The sequence below is a fragment of the Streptomyces sp. SBT349 genome, from assembly GCF_001083795.1.
Lineage (GTDB): Bacteria > Actinomycetota > Actinomycetes > Streptomycetales > Streptomycetaceae > Streptomyces.
This window is the reverse complement of sequence record NZ_LAVK01000160.1, coordinates 1-16,459: the sequence shown is the minus strand read 5'-3', so window position 1 is coordinate 16,459 and position 16,459 is coordinate 1. Positions and strand designations below refer to the sequence as shown.

Sequence of the window (16,459 nt, the reverse complement as noted above, 5' to 3'; positions counted from 1 at the left end):
GCGCGGCCCGGTCGTAGAGGGCGTCGCCCACCGGGTCCTGGGCCAGCGGGTCCCGGCCCGCGTAGGGGTCGTGGTGGTAGCTGTCGGCGAGGTACGGGTCGTGCGTCCGCTGATAGGCCGAGGGGTCGTAGGCGGCCGGGTCGTACGCCGGCGGGTGGTACTCGGGGGGGCCGTAGCCCTGCTGGTCGTAGCCGGGTGGCGGGTACGGCTGGCCGGCGTAGCCGGGCCCGTAGCCGCCCTGGGCGTAGGGGGACTGTCCGTGCGCGCCGGGGTCGTGGGGGTCGTGCGGGTAGGTGCCGCCATAGGGATGAGGACCCTGCGGTCCCGGCCCGTGGGGAGGGGCGCCGTCGGGGTTGGGCCGGTACGGGTCGCCGCCGTACGGATCGCCGCCGTAGGGATCGTTGTAGCCGGGAGCATAAGGGTCGGCGGGGTAGGGGCCGGAGGGGTCGTGCCCCTCCGGGTGCCCGTGCTGGTCCCCCGGCCAGCGGGACGGGTCGCCGCCATCCGGCGCCTGGCCGCGTTCACGGTCGTACGGCGCTTCCATCGCTACAACCCCACCTTAGTTTCACGTGCCGGCGGTGCCCCTCCGGCTGGCGGCTCACTCGTCGGAGCCCAGCTTCTCACTCCGGGAGGAGGTGCCGGCGGTGTTGCCGCCGGTGTCGGGGCCGGTCTCACCCGCCGGGGCGTCACCGTCCGCGCGCGGGTCCTCGCCGTCACCGGAGGCGCGCTTGCGCTGGGTGTACATGCGGATGCCGGCGAGGACGACCAGCAGCAGACCACCGGCGATCACCATCATGACCTCGGGGACGATGGAGGTGACGCTCGCCTCGAAGCGCATCGCCTCCCCGTACGGCTTGCCGTCGACGTAGAGCCTGGCCTCCAGGAAGGTGCGGCCGTTGGCGCGGGCGTCGGCGGAGAACTTCACCGACTGGCTGTGCCCGCCGCTGATGCGGATGACCTGCGGCTCGCTGACCTCGAGGCCGAGCGTCCTGCTGGACACCAGGTGCAGCTCCATGTTCTGCACATCCTGCACCAGGTTGTTCTGCACGGTGACCGGGATGGTCGCGCTGCGCCCTGACAGGGTGATGTCCGACTTCTGGATCAGATGCACCCGTTCGGTGAGAGCCACGAGCCCGCTCTGGACGGTCGCCCGGTACTCCTCGGCCCCGTCCTCGCGACCCCGCCAGGAGGTCGACATCTCGCGGCGGATCGCGTTCCCCACGGGGGTCACCACGCGGTCCGGCTCGGTGAGGATCACCTGGAAGTCCTCCAGCGTCCGCTGCGTCTCACGCATCGACTGGAAGGCGCTGGTCGGAAGCTCCTGCCGGCGCAGCTCCTCCGGATACGCGTCACCGTCGGGCACGCGCGTGTTGGCGTTCGCGTCGGGCTCCGCGGAGGCCGCGTCGGACAGCTCCGCGAAGGCGATCCAGTCCGCGTCGTCCCGCAGCGCGGTCACCGCCTGGGCCATGGCCTGCGCCTGTGCCGCGGTGGGCATTCGCTGGGGGGCCACCACGATGCTGCGCTCGTTGCCCGGGTCCTGCCGGGTGATCGCCAGCGTCTGCGCGAGGAACTGCTGCCGCGCCTGGGACACGCTCCCGGCGCGGGTCATGTCGCCCTCGAAGAGGCCGGAGAGCCTGGCGTCGGCGACCAGTGCCGTGGTGCCGCCGCCGATGGGGCGGACGGCGCTCGGCGTGTAGGTCAGGGAGTCTCCGGGCCGGAGGCTGTCGCTGCGGGCGATGACGCGGTCCGCGCCCGCCGACGTGGCCACTTCCACGATGGAGGGGTCGATGGCGCCCTCGACGGGCCAGGCGTAGTCGGTGCTGGCCTGGACGTCGAGGACGGTCTCCACCGTCACGCCCGCCGTCTGCGTGGCCGTCGACAGCTGCCCGAGGGCTCCGAGCACGTCCTTGCCCTGGTGGGCCAGCGACGCCAGGTCGGGGTCGCCGAAGGGGAGGGCGATCACCTCGTTCCCCTCGACCGCGTCCTGGAGCCTGCCCAGCCATGCCCTGGCCTCGTCCTGGCCGTCGCCGTTGACCAGATCGTCCCCGGAGTACACCTGGTACGGCTCGGTCATGGCGTCCACGGAGGCCAGCAGGTCCGGGTCGATGACCCAGGTGACGGGAAGGTCGGCCCCGAGGGTCACCAGCTGGTCGAGCCGGCCGCCGGGCGAGATCTCGCCGAGCAGCGAGTCGTCCCTGAACGCCGGCGTCTGCTCCTCGTCGGCTCCCGTCTGCGAGGTGAGGTGCGTGCTGGAGATCAGCGGCCACAGCATGGTCAGCCGCGTCTGCTCCTCCGCCGCCTCTCCACCGGGCTGCCACGGCAGGACGGTTCGGCCCACGCCGAGGACCTGGTCCCACCGGGCGTCCTCGCGCTGGCCGGTCAGGCCGACGGCCACCTGGTACACCCCGTCGGAGCCGAGAGCCAGCTCGGCGACCGGTACGTCGAGGGCGAAGGTGCGGGACATGCCGGGCTCGACGGTGCCGATGTCCTGGCCGTAGCCGCGCACTATGGCGCCGTCGGCGGCCTCGTCCCAGCCTGTGCGCGACAGCGACTCGTCGATCGCGCTGCGCCCCGGCAGCAGCACGCCCTGCCGGGCCGCCACCGAGCTGTCGACGATGGGGGAGCTCCCCTCGTTGGTGACCGTGCCCCGGATCGAGACGGTGTCGTCCTCGCCGGGCACCGTGGGGTCGAGTTCGGTGATCGCCACGGTCGCGCTGCGGCTACCGGTCCCCGGGTCCTGGGCGGGCGCCGCGGGTGCCGCGCTCGCCGGTACGGCCACCAGCCCGGTCAGCAGCGGGAAGCCCATCACCACGGTCAGCAGGGCGCTCGCCCGCCGCCCGCGGCGGTGCGACGTCCCCCCGTCCCGCATCCCCGACACTGCCACGCGTCAGCCCCGTTCCCTCGTCCTCAACCCGCCTTCATGGTAACGATGATCGTCCTTTGCCCGTGCCGGGGACCGGGGAGCCCCGGGGTAACACCGGGCACCCCTTCTCCACGTACCCTGTGCTGTTGTGCCGAACGACAGGAAAGACACACAGCATCGCCAGCCCTCCCCCGATGTGAGCCGGGTGCAGCAACGGGCCGTCGGAGAGCTGCTGCGGGTCTCCCCCATCGCCGAGGACCTCGCCGGGCGCTTCGAGCGGGCCGGGTTCACGCTCGCTCTGGTGGGCGGCTCGGTGCGCGACGCGCTCCTGGGGCGCCTCGGCAACGACCTGGACTTCACCACCGACGCCCGGCCGGAGGATGTGCTGCGGATCGTCCGGCCATGGGCCGACGCCGTCTGGGACGTCGGCATCGCGTTCGGCACGGTCGGCTGCCTCAAGTCCGCGCCCGGCGAGGAGGCGGACGGCGGGGACGGTCCGAAGGACTACCAGCTGGAGATCACCACCTACCGCTCCGAGTCCTATGACAGGACCTCGCGCAAGCCGGAGGTCCAGTACGGCGACTCCCTGGAGGAGGATCTGCGCCGCCGGGACTTCACGGTCAACGCCATGGCCGTGGCCCTGCCGCGGAGGGAGTTCATCGACCCCCACAACGGCCTCACCGACCTCGCGCGGCGCCTGCTGCGTACCCCGGGCACCCCCGAGGAGTCCTTCTCCGACGACCCGCTGCGCATGATGCGCGCCGCCCGCTTCGCCGCCCAGCTCGACTTCACGGTGGCCGAGCCGGTCAAGGCCGCCATGACCGACATGGCCGACCGGATCGACATCGTCTCCGCGGAGCGGGTCCGGGACGAGCTGAACAAGCTGATCCTCAGCGATCGCCCCCGCAAGGGCATCGCGCTGCTGGTGGAGACCGGCCTGGCCGAGCGGGTGCTCCCCGAGGTCCCCGCGCTGCGCCTGGAGCGGGACGAGCACCACCGTCACAAGGACGTCTACGAGCACAGCCTTACGGTGCTGGAGCAGGCGATCGCCCTGGAGGACGGCGACCCGGACCTGATCCTTCGGCTCTCCGCGCTGCTGCACGACATCGGCAAGCCGAGGACACGGCGGTTCGAGGACGACGGCCGGGTCTCCTTCCACCACCACGAGGTGGTGGGCGCCAAGATGACGAAGCAGCGGCTGAGCAAGCTGAAGTACCCCAATGAGGTCATCAAGGAGGTCGCGCGCCTCGTCGAGCTGCATCTGCGCTTCCACGGCTACGGCACCGGTGAGTGGACCGACTCCGCCGTGCGGCGCTATGTCCGCGACGCGGGACCCCTGCTGGGACGGCTGCACCAGCTGACCCGCTCCGACTGCACGACGCGGAACAAGAAGAAGGCCCAGGCCCTCTCCCGCGCCTACGACAGCCTGGAGGAGCGGATCGAGCGGCTGAGGGAGCAGGAGGAGCTCGACGCCATCCGCCCCGACCTCAACGGCAACGAGATCATGAAGATCCTCGGCATCGGCCCCGGCCCCGAGGTCGGCAAGGCCTACCGCCACCTCCTGGAGCTCCGCCTGGAGCGGGGCCCCATGGACCACGAGTCGGCCGTGGCCGCCCTCCAGGACTGGTGGTCGGCTCAGCAGGGCTGACCATCGGCGCTCCCCGTCGTTTCACGTGAAACATCGCGTGGCGCGGCCTTGGTCGGGGGTACGGGGGTCGTCCCCCGGGGGGTCGCAGTACGTGAAACATCGCGTGGCGCGGCCTTGGTCGGGGGTACGGGGGTCGTCCCCCGGGGGGTCGCAGTACGTGAAACATCGCGTGGCGCGGCCTTGGTCGGGGGTTCGGGGGTCGTCCCCCGGGGGGTCGCAGTACGTGAAACATCGCGCGGCTTGGGGTTGCTCGGGGGTTCGGGAGTCGTCTCCCGGGGGGTCAGGCGCTGGATCAGGGTGGCCGTCGTCGCGTAGAGGGCGGCCACCGTCAGCAGCAGGGGGGCCGACCTGCCGTCCGGGGGGAGGACCAGGGCGGCGAGGGCGGCGGCGCTGACGAAGGCGACGTTGAAGAGCATGTCGTAGGCCGAGAACACCCGGCCGCGGAAGGCATCGGCCACCGAGGACTGCACCACGGTGTCGGTCACGATCTTCGAGCCCTGGGTCACCAGCCCCAGCAGGAACGCGGCGACCATCACGGGTGCCGGCCGGAACGACAGCCCGAGGGCGGGCACGAGCGCCGCCGCCGAGGCCGCGCAGACCGCGAACCAGCGCAGCGCGCCCAAGCGGGCGACCATCCACGGGCTGATCAGGGCGGCGACGAAGAACCCGGCTCCCGACACCCCGATGGCCACCCCGAGCCACGCGAGCCCCTCATCGCCGGTGCCGTCATCGCCTGCGCCCGTGCCGGCCATGCCGTCGCCCCAGGCGTGGCGACACAGCATGAGCACCATCACCAGGAGGGCGCCGTAGCAGAAACGCATCATGGCGAGCCCGCCCAGGGTCCAGGAGGCCGTCGGCCGCTCGGCCAGGTGCCGGATGCCCTCGACCAGGCCGCGGGCCGTGCTGGCGACCGCCTCGCCGAACCGCGGCACCACCGCGTCCTCGTCGGGGCCGAGCAGATCGCGGCTCATGGGGAGCGCGCTCAGACCCGCCACCAGATAGAGGACGCCCGCCAGCCCCAGCGCGAGGGCGTCCTCCATCCCCTGCGAGCTTCCGACGAGCTGGATGACGAACGCGGCGCCGCCGCCCAGCGTGGCCGCCAGCGTGCCCGCCGTCGGGGAGAGCGCGTTCGCCACCACCAGCCGTTCGCGGTCCACCACGCGCGGCAGCCCGGCGGAGAGCCCCGACAGGATGAAGCGGTTCACCGCGGTCACCGACAGCGCCGAGAGATAGAAGAGCCAGTCGGGTACGCCGCCCACCACCAGGAGGCATGTGCCGACGGCGAGCACGCTCCGCAGGATGTTGCCGTAAAGCAGCACCTGGCGGCGGCGCCACCGGTCCAGCAGGACTCCGGCGAACGGGCCGAGCACCGAGTAGGGGAGGAGGAGCACGGCCATTGCGGCGGCGATGTCGGCGGGCGTGGTCTGCTGCTCGGGAGCGAAGACCACATAGGTGGCGAGGCCCACCTGGAAGACGCCGTCGGTGAACTGGGACACCAGCCGGACCGTGAGGAGCTTGCGGAATCCGGGAAAGCGCAGCAGCGTGCGCACATCCCCGGTCACCGATGCCTGGGGTTCGGCTCTCTCACGTTTCACGTGAAACATCACCCGGTGGGCTCGGGCGCTCCGGCGCGGGGATGCCCCAGTCGACGAAGGCGGTGGGCGTTGTCGGGGTCTCGCGGCGCCGGCGCAGGGTGAAGACGTCGGGGGCCCCGTCGAGAGCGCCTCCGCCCGGGTCGTCGGACCCGTCGCGGCGGACCAGGTCGTACTCGGGGCGCAGCGCGTCGCGGACGACGAGCGCGCAGAGGTAGAGCGTCCCCGACAGGTGCAGCAGGATGGCGAGTTGATAGCCGCCGGTGGGGAGGCCGTGCTGGTTCTCGCTGTTGAGGAAGGCCAGGTACATCCAGATCCCGAGGAAGTAGAGCACCTCGCAGCCCTGCCAGATCAGGATGTCACGCCAGCGTGGCCGGGCCAGGACGGCCAGCGGGATCAGCCACAGCACGTACTGGGGGGAGTAGACCTTGTTGGTGAGGATGAACAGGGCGACGACAAGGAAGACGAGCTGGGCCAGTCGGGGCCTGCGGGGCGCGGTCAGGGCGAGCAGCGCGATCCCGGCGCACCCCAGGACGACCAGGCCGGTGGCATAGGTGTTGACCGAATCGAGCTCGGCGTCGGTGCGCTGGGCGATGATCAGCCAGATCGAACCGAAGTCGACCGGTCGCTCCTCGCTGAACGTGTAGAACTTCGCCCAGCCCTCGCGGGCCCGGAGCATCACCGGGAGGTTGACCGCGAGCCACGCGCCGATCGTTCCGGCGGCGGCGAGGGCGAACTCGCGCCAGCGCCCGGCCCGCCAGCACAGCACCAGCAGAGGGCCGAGCAGCAGCACGGGGTAGAGCTTGGCCGCCGTGGCGAGGCCCAGCAGGATGCCGGAGCCGAGCGACCTGCCCCGGGTCCACATCAGGAGCCCCGCGCAGGTGAGGGCCCCGGCCAGCAGGTCCCAGTTGATGGTGGCCGTGAGCGCCAGGGCGGGGGCGAGGGCCACCAGCAGCCCGTCCCAGGGGCGGTTGCGGTGGATACGGGAGACGCACACCGCGATGATCACGGCGCAGATCATCAGCAGGGCCGAGTTCACCAGCCAGTAGATCTGCGCGGGCCGCTCGGTTCCGTCGCCTTCCGGCGTCAGCCAGGCGGCGACCTCCATGAACAGGCCGGTGAGGACGGGGTATTCGAGGTACTCCATCCCGCCGGAGACCTCGGGCGGGATGGAGTCGAAGTACGGGGTGAGCCCGTCGGCGAAGCCCCGGCCCTCATAGAGGTGGGGGATGTCGGAGTAGCAGGCGTGGGTGTACTGGTCGGCCGGGCCCTGGAACCAGCCGCTCTCGTAGCAGGGGGCCTTCTGGGCCATGCCGAGGGCGAACATCCCGATCACGACCAGGGCGATGACCCGCATCGGGGACCACCAGCCGCCACCGGAAACGGCCCGCCGCCCGGTGGGGCCGCCGATCAGCTCGCTGCCGGCGGCGGCCACTTCGTCCTGGGCGGTGGGCCGTACGGCCGCTCGCGGAGGGGGATGCGCCATGGGCCCATCCTGCCGCACGGCGCCACCGTCTTGGCTTCAGGGCACGGCTACCCGCCGCCGCCGAGGGGCCAGCCCCCTCCGCTGTCGGTCGATTCTCCGCCGTCCTGCCCCTCTTCGGCGCCGCCGTCCTGCCCGGCGTCGGCACCGCCGTCCTGGCCGCCCTCCTGCCCTTCCTCGGCGCCGCCCTCCTGTCCGGTGTCGGCACCGCCGTCCTGGCCGCCCGGATCGCAGAACGGGTCGAGGGGGTCGCAGGGGTCCTCGGGGTCGGTCGGGTCGTCCGTGGGCGGATCCGTCGGGTCGGTCGGATCGTCGGTCGGATCATCCGTCTCCGGCGGCTCCGGCTCGTCGGTCTCCTCGGCGGGCGGCGGCGCGCGGGGGCTCTCGGCGCCGCCACCCCACTCGATCTCGCCGATCTCCGAGGGCGTGGGGAACTCTTCCTTCGGCTCGTCCTTGAGGGCCTCGCGCATGAAGGCGATCCAGATCTCCAGCGGCAGCGAACTGCCGTTGATCCGGTCGGATCCCGCGGTGCCGTACATGGAGAGTTGGCCCATCTCCTCGTCGCCTTCGAGCTCGTCCTCGGAGTCGGCCATGCGCCACATGCCGATGGCGGTCGAGAGCTGCGGGGAGTACCCGACGAACCAGGCGCTCCGGTTGTCGTCGGTGGTACCGGTCTTGCCCGCCACCGGACGGTCCAGGACCTGGGCGTCACGGCCGCTGCCCTCGTCGCCCTCGATGACCCCGGTCAGCACGTCCGTGACATTGTCCGCCACATCGGATTCGAACGCCTGAACGGTTTCGACCTCGAATGTCTCGGAGATGTTGTCCGGGCCGCCCTCGATGCTGGTCACCGAGTAGGGGTCGGCCTGCTCGCCGCTGGCCGCGAAGGTGGCGTAGGCGGACGCCATCCGGATCGGCCCCGGCGTGGAGACGCCGAGCGCGAAGGTGGGCACCGTGTCGTTGGCCTCGACCAGGCTCTCGGGATGGAGCCCGGCGGCGACGGCGGCCTCGGCGACCGTCTCGGGGCCCACGTCCATGCCGACCTGGACCCAGGGCACGTTGGCCGAGACCTCCATGGCCTCACGCAACGTGATGTCGCCGTGGTCCTTCTCCAGGAAGTTGTTCTGGTGCCACTCGATCTCCTCCCCGGTCTCGGCGTCCTCCACGGTCACGGGATCGCCCTGGTAGTTCTCGATGAGCTGGCCGTTCTCGCTGTGGTAGACGCTCTCCGGGGACAGTCTCGTTCTCTCGTCGGGACCCTGATCGGCGTCGCCGTCGGGATCCCGGATGCCGACGTCCATCGCCGCGGCGAGGACGAACGGCTTGAAGGTGGACCCCACCTGGACGCCGGGGTTGTCCGCGTTGTTTGTGAAGTGCTCGGTGAAGTCCTCGCCGCCGTAGATCGCGCGGATCGCGCCGTCCCCCGGCACCACCGACGCCCCGCCGAACTGCACATGACGGTCCTCGGGCCGCTCCTCGGGATCGATGTTCTCCTCGACCACCGCGTCGACGGAGGACTCCATCTGGTCCATCATCGTCTTGTTGAAGGTGGTGTGGATCTGGAAGCCGCCCTGGGCCAGCTCCTCCTCGGTGGCCCACCCCTGCGAGACGATGAACCGGTTGGCCAGGGTCGTCAGATAGCCGATCTGCCCGGCCTGCTCCATCGCCGGGGTCGGCTCGGTCGGCATCGGAAAGGGCTCGTCGGCGATCGCCTGGCGGTCCTCGGCGCTCAGGTCGCCCACCTCGACGCGCCGGTCGAGGACCCAGGACCACCGCTCCTCGGCCCGCGCCAGGTTCTCCTCGTTGATGTCGTCCGCCGCGCCGCCCTCGCCGCCGATGTAGGGGTCGTACAGCGCCGGGCCCTTCAGCAGCGAGGTGAGGAAGGCGCACTGGCTGTCGGTGAGTTCGATGGCGTCCACGCCGTAGTACGCCTGGGCGGCCGCCTGGAGACCCAGGGCACCGCGGCCGAAGTCCGAGGTGTTCAGGTATCCCTGGAGGATGTCGTCCTTGTCGATCTCGGCCCCGACCTTGACCGAGAGCAGCAGCTCGCGCGCCTTGCGCTCCAGCGTCTGATCCTGGGTCAGGTACATGTTCTTCACGTACTGCTGGGTGATGGTCGAGCCGGACTGCGTCTCGCCGCCGCGCGCCATGTTCAGCACGGCGCGGCCGATGCCCATGATGTCGATGCCCGGGTCGGAGTAGAAGCTGGCGTTCTCCGCGGAGATCACCGAGTCCTGCATCGCCAGGGGCATGTCCGCCAGGTCGAGGTTCTGCCGGTTGACGTTGCTCTCGCCGGAGACGACCATCCGGTCGCCGTTCTCCCAGTAGTAGACGTTCGACTCCTGGATGGCGATCTCGTTCTCGCCGGGGATCTCGGTCATGGCGTAGGCGACGCCCACGAGGCCGATCATCATCGCGAGGAAGGCGAGGCTGGAGCCCAGCACCTGACGCCACGAGGGCACCCAGCGCCGCAGTCCGCGGTACCCGGAGCGGGGGTAGTCGATGAAGCGCTTCTTGCCCGGCGCCGTCTCCCCGCGGCGGCGCGTGGCGCGCCCCCCCGCGCCCTCGGAGGCGCTGGCGGCACGCCTCCGGCTCCCGCCGCGCTGCGACGCCCGGCGGGCCTCCGCCCGGCTGCCGTACGGCCGTTCCGGCATGGCCCCCGTTGCGTCATCCGGCCCGGCCGGCGGCACGGGCGGCGGCGCGGCGCGGCGGCCGGAGGACCCCGAGGCCCGGCGGCCCCGGGACTGGGGCGGCTTGCGACGGTGCTCGCTCATGGGACAGCTACTCCTCGGACAGACACAATCGCCTGGTGACGGCAGGTACTTCTGGTGGCTTCCAGTCCCCCGATGTGCGGTCCGTCCACGCGTCCGGGCGCACTTCACCTGGAACGAGGACGCTACTCGGCGCCTCAAGGTTCCCGGCCACGGTGGTCTGCACGGGCCAAGACTACGCAGCCCTCAATAGCCATCCTTCGTCGCATGGCTCACAATTGGTGCATTCCATCACCGGTGAAGTGGAGATGTGACCCCCTTCACCAGACCCCCGCTTGCCCGGTCCGGCCACCCGTTCTATCGTGGCGATGTATCGAGCTGATACATCGGCTCGGTACACCGCATGACCGCACCACCGCTTTACCGCACCACGCACCACCGCACAGCTCGAAGGGCACGGCACGACGGATGAGAACGGAGGTGACTCCCCGGATGAGCAGGCGCTCGGGTGTCCTGGAGTTCGCCGTTCTCGGCCTGCTGCGCGAGTCCCCGATGCACGGGTACGAGTTGCGCAAGCGGCTCAACTCCTCCCTGGGCGTCTTCAGGGCGTTCAGCTACGGCTCCCTCTACCCCTGCCTCAAGACCCTGGTACAGCAGGGCTGGCTGGCGGAGGAGCCGGGCGGCGGCGCCGACGACCCTCGGACGACGCCGTTGTCCAACCGCCGGGCGAAGATCGTTTACCGGCTCACCGCCGACGGCAAGGAACGCTTCGAGGAACTCCTGGGCCAGACCGGCCCGGACGCGTGGGAGGACGAGCACTTCGGCGTCCGTTTCGCCTTCTTCGGCCAGACCTCGCGCGACGTGCGCATGCGCGTCCTCGAGGGCCGCCGCAGCCGCCTGGAGGAGCGCCTCGCCAAGATGCGCGGCTCCATGGCCCGCACGCGCGAAAAGCTGGACGCGTACACCCTCGAGCTCCAGCGCCACGGCATGGAGTCCGTGGAACGTGAAGTCCGCTGGCTCAACGAGCTGATCGAGAGCGAGCGGGAAGGGCGCGATCACGGGGACCACCCCGGCCAGGACGGTGAGCGCGAGCGCCACCGGCCCGATCCGTCCGACGGCACCACCCCATAACCACCCCGCGACGATGCGGGGTCACGTCGAGAACACACACAGGGAGCAACCGGAATGGGTTCGGTTCGTGTAGCCATCGCCGGCGTGGGCAACTGCGCCGCATCGCTGGTGCAAGGCGTCGAGTACTACAAGGACGCCGCCCCGGACAGCCGGGTCCCGGGTCTGATGCACGTCCAGTTCGGCGATTACCACGTCTCGGACATCGAGTTCGTGGCCGCGTTCGACGTCGACGCGAAGAAGGTCGGCATCGACCTCACGGACGCCATCGGCGCCAGCGAGAACAACACCATCAAGATCTGCGACGTGCCCCCCACCGGCGTGACCGTCCAGCGCGGCGAGACCCACGACGGCCTCGGCAAGTACTACCGCGAGACCATCGTGGAATCCGACGAGTCCCCCGTCGACGTGGTGCAGGTCCTCAAGGACACCCGCGCCGACGTCCTCGTCTGCTACATGCCGGTCGGGTCCGAGGACGCCGCCAAGTTCTACGCGCAGTGCGCCATCGACGCCAAGGTCGGCTTCGTCAACGCCCTGCCGGTCTTCATCGCGGGCACCAAGGAGTGGGCCGACAAGTTCACCGAGGCGGGCGTCCCCATCGTCGGCGACGACATCAAGTCCCAGGTGGGCGCCACCATCACGCACCGCGTCATGGCCAAGCTGTTCGAGGACCGCGGCGTCATCCTCGACCGCACCATGCAGCTGAACGTCGGCGGCAACATGGACTTCAAGAACATGCTGGAGCGCGACCGCCTGGAGTCCAAGAAGATCTCCAAGACCCAGGCCGTCACCTCGCAGATCCCCGACCGCGACCTCGGCGAGAAGAACGTCCACATCGGCCCGTCCGACTACGTGGCCTGGCTGGACGACCGCAAGTGGGCCTATGTCCGCCTGGAGGGACGCGCGTTCGGCGACGTGCCGCTCAGCCTGGAGTACAAGCTCGAGGTCTGGGACTCGCCCAACTCCGCCGGCGTGATCATCGACGCCCTGCGCGCCGCCAAGATCGCCATGGACCGCGGCGTCGGCGGCCCGATCCTCTCGGCCTCGTCCTACTTCATGAAGTCCCCGCCCGTGCAGTACTTCGACGACGTCGCCCGCGACAGCGTCGAGAGGTTCATCAAGGGAGAGGTCGAGCGCTGAGGCGCGGTGCCCTCACGGCGCACCCCCGTCGGCGTCAGCCGGCGCCCGTCCCGACCAGCCGGCCTCGCCCGGCACAGCAGAACAACGGCGGCAGCCCCGGTCCGGTCCCGGGGCTGCCGCCGTTTCCATGATCGCGCACGGGGCGGTCAGCGGTCCACCGGGCGGTCCACCACCCGGTCCACCTGCGTCGTCGTGTGCCGCAGGATCGCCTTGAACTCGTCGCCCACCTTCGGGCCCTTGGACTCCGCCGGCACGAACAGGATCGACACCTGCATGTGCGGCGGCTCTGCGAACCACCGCTGCTTGCCGTCCCAGACGAACGGCGACAGGTTGCGGTTGACGGTGGCCAGGCTCGCCCGCGCCATGCCCTTCGCCCGCGACGTCATGCCGTGCAGGGCCTTGGGCGCCTCGAGACCCACGCCGTGCGACGTGCCGCCCGCCACCACCGCGAGCCAGCCGTCCCCCGGCGCCTTCTGCTGCCGGTAGCCGAACCGGTCGCCCTTGCCCACGGGCGTCACGTCCAGCACCGCGCCGCGGTACTCCGTCGCCCCGTGGTCGCCCAGCCACAGCCGCGTCCCGATCCGCGCCCTGAACGTCGTCTGCGGGAACTGCTGCCGCAGACGCAGCAGTTGCTCCGAGGTCAGATGGCTCACGTACATCGTGTCCAGCGGCAGCCGAGCGGCGCGCAGGCGGTCCATCCACTCGATGACCTCCTCCACCGCGTCCGTCCCGTCCGTGCGGTCCAGCGGCAGGTGGATGGCGAATCCCTCCAGGCGCACGTCGTCGAGCGCCGCGTGCAGCTTCCCGAGGTCCTGCGGGGCCACCCCGTGGCGCCGCATCGAGCTCATGACCTCCACCACCACCCGGGACCCCACCAGGCCGTACACCCCGTCGACCGACGAGGCGGAACGCACCACCCGGTCGGGCAGCGGCACCGGCTCCTCCGTCCGCCGGTACGGCGTCAGGACCAGGATGTCGCCGCTGAAGCGGTCCTTCATGGCCTCGGCCTCGTAGGTCGTGCCGACCGCCAGCATCTCCATCTCCAGCAGCGACACCTCCTCGGACAGCCGGTCGTGGCCAAAGCCGTAACCGTTGCCCTTGCACACCGGCACCAGACCGGGGAAATCGGCGACGATCGACCGCTGGTGCGCCCGCCAGCGGTCGGTGTCGACGTAAAGGGTGAGCGCCATGGCCGAGGAGTGCCTTTCTCTTGTAAACCCTGGTGAAGCCTGTGAGGGGTCAGCGCCGGGACATGTAAATGTCGAGCGCCTTGTGGAGGAGCTTGTTGAGCGGGAAGTCCCACTCGCCGAGATATTCGGCCGCCTCGCCGCCCGTCCCCACCTTGAACTGGATCAGGCCGAAGAGATGGTCGGTGTCCTCCAGCGAGTCGCCGATTCCCCGCAGGTCGTACACGTCCGCCTGGAGCGCGTGCGCATCCTGGAGCATGCGCCACTGCATCGCGTTGGACGGCCGCACCTCCCGCTTGTGGTTGGCGGAGGCACCGTACGAATACCACACATGGCCGCCCACGATCAGCATCGTCGCGGCCGCCACCGCCTCCCCCTCGTGCGTCGCGAAGTAGAGGCGCATCCGGTCGGGGTCCTCCGCGTTCAGAACACGCCACATTCGTTCGAAATACATCAGCGGACGCGGGCGGAACTTGTCACGTTCCGCCGTGATCTCATACAACCGTTGCCACTCCCGAAGGTCGTCGAAACCGCCGCGCACCACGTCCACGCCGGCTTTCTCCGCCTTCTTGATGTTCCGCCGCCAGAGCTGGTTGAAGCCCTTGTGTACCTCGTCCAGCGACCTCCCGCCCAGCGGGATCTGGAACACGTAGCGCGGCTGGACGTCGCCGAACCCGGCGCCGCCGTCCTCCCCCTGCTGCCAGCCCATGCGGCGCAGCCGGTCCGCCACCTCGAAGGCGCGCGGCTCGATGAACGTGGCCTCCACGTCGCGCAGCCGCTTGGCGTCCGGGCTCTGGATGCCCGCCTTCACGGCGGCCGCGTCCCAGCGCCGGATGACCACGGGCGGGCCCATCTTGACGGAGAACGCGCCCTGCTTCTTGAGGTGGTCGAGCATCGGGCGCAGCCACTCGTCCAGATTGGGCGCGTACCAGTTGATGACCGGGCCCTCGGGCAGGTACGCCAGGTAGCGCTTCAGCCGGGGCAACTGCCGGTAGAGCACCAGCCCGACGCCGACGAGCTGCCCGGTGCGGTCGAACCACCCGAGCGACTCCGAGCGCCACTCGGCCTTCACATCCCCCCAGGCGGGCACCTGCATATGGCTGGCCGAGGGCAGCGAGCCGATGTACGCCACATGCTGCTCGCGACTGATGGTCCTCAGGGTCAGGCTCATTCGGGTGGTCCTCCGGCGTCCGTCGCGGGGTATGGCCGGAAGCCTAACGGCGCCACCCCTTCCCCGGGACGCCGCGGTGCCGCGCCGGGGCCGCCGCCACCCGCTGACGCCCGCCCGGCCGAGCGCCCCCCGAGCGCCCCGGCCGAGCCCTTTCGAGCCTCCGGCCGAGCGCCTCGGAGGCCGCCTCGTCCGAGCCGTCAGCCCAGCCAGCCGCCGAAGAGCCCGCCGTGCGCCATTCCGAGGTAGCCGCCGGTCGCGGCGGCGCCCGCGCCGATCACCGTGACGAAGCGCTGACCGGTCGTGGCCGAGATCATCTGTGAGCACGCGCCGGTGAGCACGCCCGCCAGGCCGAACCAGCTGCTGACCACATGCGCACTGTTGAAGAACGAAGCGAAGAAGGCGACGAGCCCCAGCGCGAGAGTCACCGCGGCGATGGTGTTCTCCCTCGGGTGGGGGCGCCCGTCGGTGTTCAGATAGGTCATGGGGTTCGCTAGCAGAGCCATGGGACACCTCCAGCGCTCCGAGTACCCGAGGTGTCCGGATTGCTACCTCATCGGGCCCGATCCACCCGGATTTCTACCGGGCGCCCCCCTGCGGGTACGGTGTACAGTCCGCGCCCCGCACAGGCGTCCCACGCCACGGGGCCGGAGCGCATCACGACCCTCCTGCCACGGAACGCCCGTGGCCGCCGAGTCCAGAGGAGGTGGGTTTTCGCATGCGTCACTATGAAGTGATGGTGATCCTCGACCCCGAACTGGAGGAGCGCGCCGTCGCTCCCCTGATCGAGACCTTCATGTCCGTCGTCCGCGAGGGCAACGGCAAGGTCGAGAAGGTCGACACCTGGGGCCGCAGGCGTCTCGCCTACGAGATCAACAAGAAGCCCGAGGGCATCTACTCCGTCATCGACCTCCAGGCCGAGCCGGGCATCGTCAAGGAACTCGACCGGCAGATGAACCTGAACGAGTCGGTCATGCGGACGAAGGTCCTCCGTCCCGCCACCCACTGAGCCACCGGCCGGCGGGTCCCAGGGACACCGAGGAGCACGGCCGATGCCGCTGCTCAGGTCACGGCTGATGTCACTGTCAGTGCCATCCGTCATCATCGCAGCAACAGTCAGTTAACCCGCGCCGAGAGGTACCCCCAATGGCAGGCGAGACCGTCATCACGGTCGTCGGCAACCTGGTCGACGATCCCGAGCTGCGCTTCACCCCATCCGGTGCGGCGGTCGCGAAGTTCCGTGTCGCGTCCACGCCGCGGCTCTTCGACCGCCAGACAAACGAGTGGCGGGACGGCGAGAGCCTCTTCCTGACCTGTTCCGTCTGGCGGCAGGCCGCGGAGAACGTCGCGGAGTCGCTGACCAAGGGCACCCGCGTCATCGTGCAGGGCCGGCTCAAGCAGCGCTCGTACGAGGACCGGGACGGGGTCAAGCGCACGGTCTTCGAGCTGGAGGTCGACGAGGTCGGCGCCAGCCTGCGCAGCGCGACCGCCAAGGTCACCCGCGCCGCCGGGCGCGGCGGCCAGGGCGGCGGTGGCGAT

The 16,459-nt window shown here is 70.6% G+C and carries 11 protein-coding genes and 2 pseudogenes; 5 read left to right on the top strand and 8 right to left on the bottom strand.

All coding sequences use genetic code 11. From position 1 onward, the window contains the following. Together ADY01_RS19970 and ADY01_RS19965 are read right to left on the bottom strand one after the other, a co-directional pair. Nucleotides 1–544, bottom strand: a pseudogene (locus ADY01_RS19970) (hypothetical protein); the annotation flags it as partial. 54 nt (nt 545–598) lie between these two features. Next, the gene (locus ADY01_RS19965) at nt 599–2,869 is read right to left on the bottom strand and encodes a DUF6049 family protein (protein ID WP_049575281.1); all 2,271 of its coding nucleotides are present in this window, start codon (nt 2,867–2,869) and stop codon (nt 599–601) included. 199 nt (nt 2,870–3,068) lie between these two features. Between ADY01_RS19965 and ADY01_RS19960 the strand changes: the two genes are divergently transcribed. Beyond that, nucleotides 3,069–4,511, top strand: a complete 1,443-nt coding sequence (locus ADY01_RS19960) for a CCA tRNA nucleotidyltransferase (protein WP_420715725.1) — start codon at nt 3,069–3,071, stop codon at nt 4,509–4,511. Nucleotides 4,512–4,780: 269 nt separating this feature from the next. Here the strand turns inward: ADY01_RS19960 and ADY01_RS19955 are convergent. The 3 genes and pseudogenes from ADY01_RS19955 to ADY01_RS19945 form a co-directional block, all read right to left on the bottom strand. After that, nucleotides 4,781–6,115 (bottom strand): annotated as a pseudogene (locus ADY01_RS19955) (MFS transporter); the annotation flags it as partial. Further along, complete coding sequence (locus ADY01_RS19950; protein ID WP_049575276.1) at nt 6,096–7,589, bottom strand: glycosyltransferase family 87 protein; 1,494 nt, start codon at nt 7,587–7,589, stop codon at nt 6,096–6,098. The gene ADY01_RS19950 and the pseudogene ADY01_RS19955, both read right to left, overlap by 20 nt. A gap of 47 nt (nt 7,590–7,636) precedes the next feature. Next, nucleotides 7,637–10,360 carry a transglycosylase domain-containing protein gene (locus ADY01_RS19945; RefSeq protein ID WP_049575273.1) on the bottom strand — a complete coding sequence of 908 codons (2,724 nt, stop codon included), beginning with the start codon at nt 10,358–10,360 and terminating at the stop codon, nt 7,637–7,639. A gap of 429 nt (nt 10,361–10,789) precedes the next feature. On the opposite strand from ADY01_RS19945, the gene ADY01_RS19940 reads away from it, so the two are divergent. After that, entirely contained in the window at nt 10,790–11,428 is a 639-nt protein-coding gene (locus tag ADY01_RS19940; protein WP_049575269.1) for a PadR family transcriptional regulator, read from the top strand. Nucleotides 11,429–11,482: 54 nt separating this feature from the next. Beyond that, the gene (locus tag ADY01_RS19935; RefSeq protein WP_049575266.1) at nt 11,483–12,565 is read left to right on the top strand and encodes an inositol-3-phosphate synthase; all 1,083 of its coding nucleotides are present in this window, start codon (nt 11,483–11,485) and stop codon (nt 12,563–12,565) included. A gap of 146 nt (nt 12,566–12,711) precedes the next feature. Here the strand turns inward: ADY01_RS19935 and ADY01_RS19930 are convergent, their stop codons facing one another. From ADY01_RS19930 to ADY01_RS19920, 3 genes are all read right to left on the bottom strand, one after another. Beyond that, nucleotides 12,712–13,755, bottom strand: a complete 1,044-nt coding sequence (locus ADY01_RS19930; protein WP_049575261.1) for an alanine racemase — start codon at nt 13,753–13,755, stop codon at nt 12,712–12,714. Nucleotides 13,756–13,804: 49 nt separating this feature from the next. Beyond that, nucleotides 13,805–14,923 carry a lipid II:glycine glycyltransferase FemX gene (locus ADY01_RS19925; protein ID WP_049575260.1) on the bottom strand — a complete coding sequence of 373 codons (1,119 nt, stop codon included), beginning with the start codon at nt 14,921–14,923 and terminating at the stop codon, nt 13,805–13,807. A gap of 197 nt (nt 14,924–15,120) precedes the next feature. Then, on the bottom strand, nt 15,121–15,426 hold the full coding sequence (locus ADY01_RS19920; protein ID WP_049575257.1) for a hypothetical protein: 306 nt from the start codon (nt 15,424–15,426) through the stop codon (nt 15,121–15,123). A 212-nt stretch (nt 15,427–15,638) separates the two neighbouring features. Here ADY01_RS19920 and rpsF point away from each other — a divergent pair, with 212 nt between their 5' ends. Further along, nucleotides 15,639–15,929, top strand: coding sequence for a 30S ribosomal protein S6 (gene rpsF, locus ADY01_RS19915; RefSeq protein ID WP_049575256.1), 291 nt, complete (start codon nt 15,639–15,641; stop codon nt 15,927–15,929). A 137-nt stretch (nt 15,930–16,066) separates the two neighbouring features. Continuing rightward, nucleotides 16,067–16,459 (top strand): single-stranded DNA-binding protein (locus ADY01_RS19910; RefSeq protein WP_049575253.1); only part of this gene is annotated, 393 nt, incomplete at its 3' end.

Coding starts and splice junctions, on each gene's coding strand:
- ADY01_RS19965 (WP_049575281.1), bottom strand. CDS start 2,869: ATGCGGGACGGGGGGACGTCGCACCGCCGCGGGCGGCGGGCGAGCGCC.
- ADY01_RS19950 (WP_049575276.1), bottom strand. CDS start 7,589: ATGGCGCATCCCCCTCCGCGAGCGGCCGTACGGCCCACCGCCCAGGAC.
- ADY01_RS19945 (WP_049575273.1), bottom strand. CDS start 10,360: ATGAGCGAGCACCGTCGCAAGCCGCCCCAGTCCCGGGGCCGCCGGGCC.
- ADY01_RS19940 (WP_049575269.1), top strand. CDS start 10,790: ATGAGCAGGCGCTCGGGTGTCCTGGAGTTCGCCGTTCTCGGCCTGCTG.
- ADY01_RS19935 (WP_049575266.1), top strand. CDS start 11,483: ATGGGTTCGGTTCGTGTAGCCATCGCCGGCGTGGGCAACTGCGCCGCA.
- ADY01_RS19930 (WP_049575261.1), bottom strand. CDS start 13,755: ATGGCGCTCACCCTTTACGTCGACACCGACCGCTGGCGGGCGCACCAG.
- ADY01_RS19925 (WP_049575260.1), bottom strand. CDS start 14,923: ATGAGCCTGACCCTGAGGACCATCAGTCGCGAGCAGCATGTGGCGTAC.
- ADY01_RS19920 (WP_049575257.1), bottom strand. CDS start 15,426: ATGGCTCTGCTAGCGAACCCCATGACCTATCTGAACACCGACGGGCGC.
- rpsF (WP_049575256.1), top strand. CDS start 15,639: ATGCGTCACTATGAAGTGATGGTGATCCTCGACCCCGAACTGGAGGAG.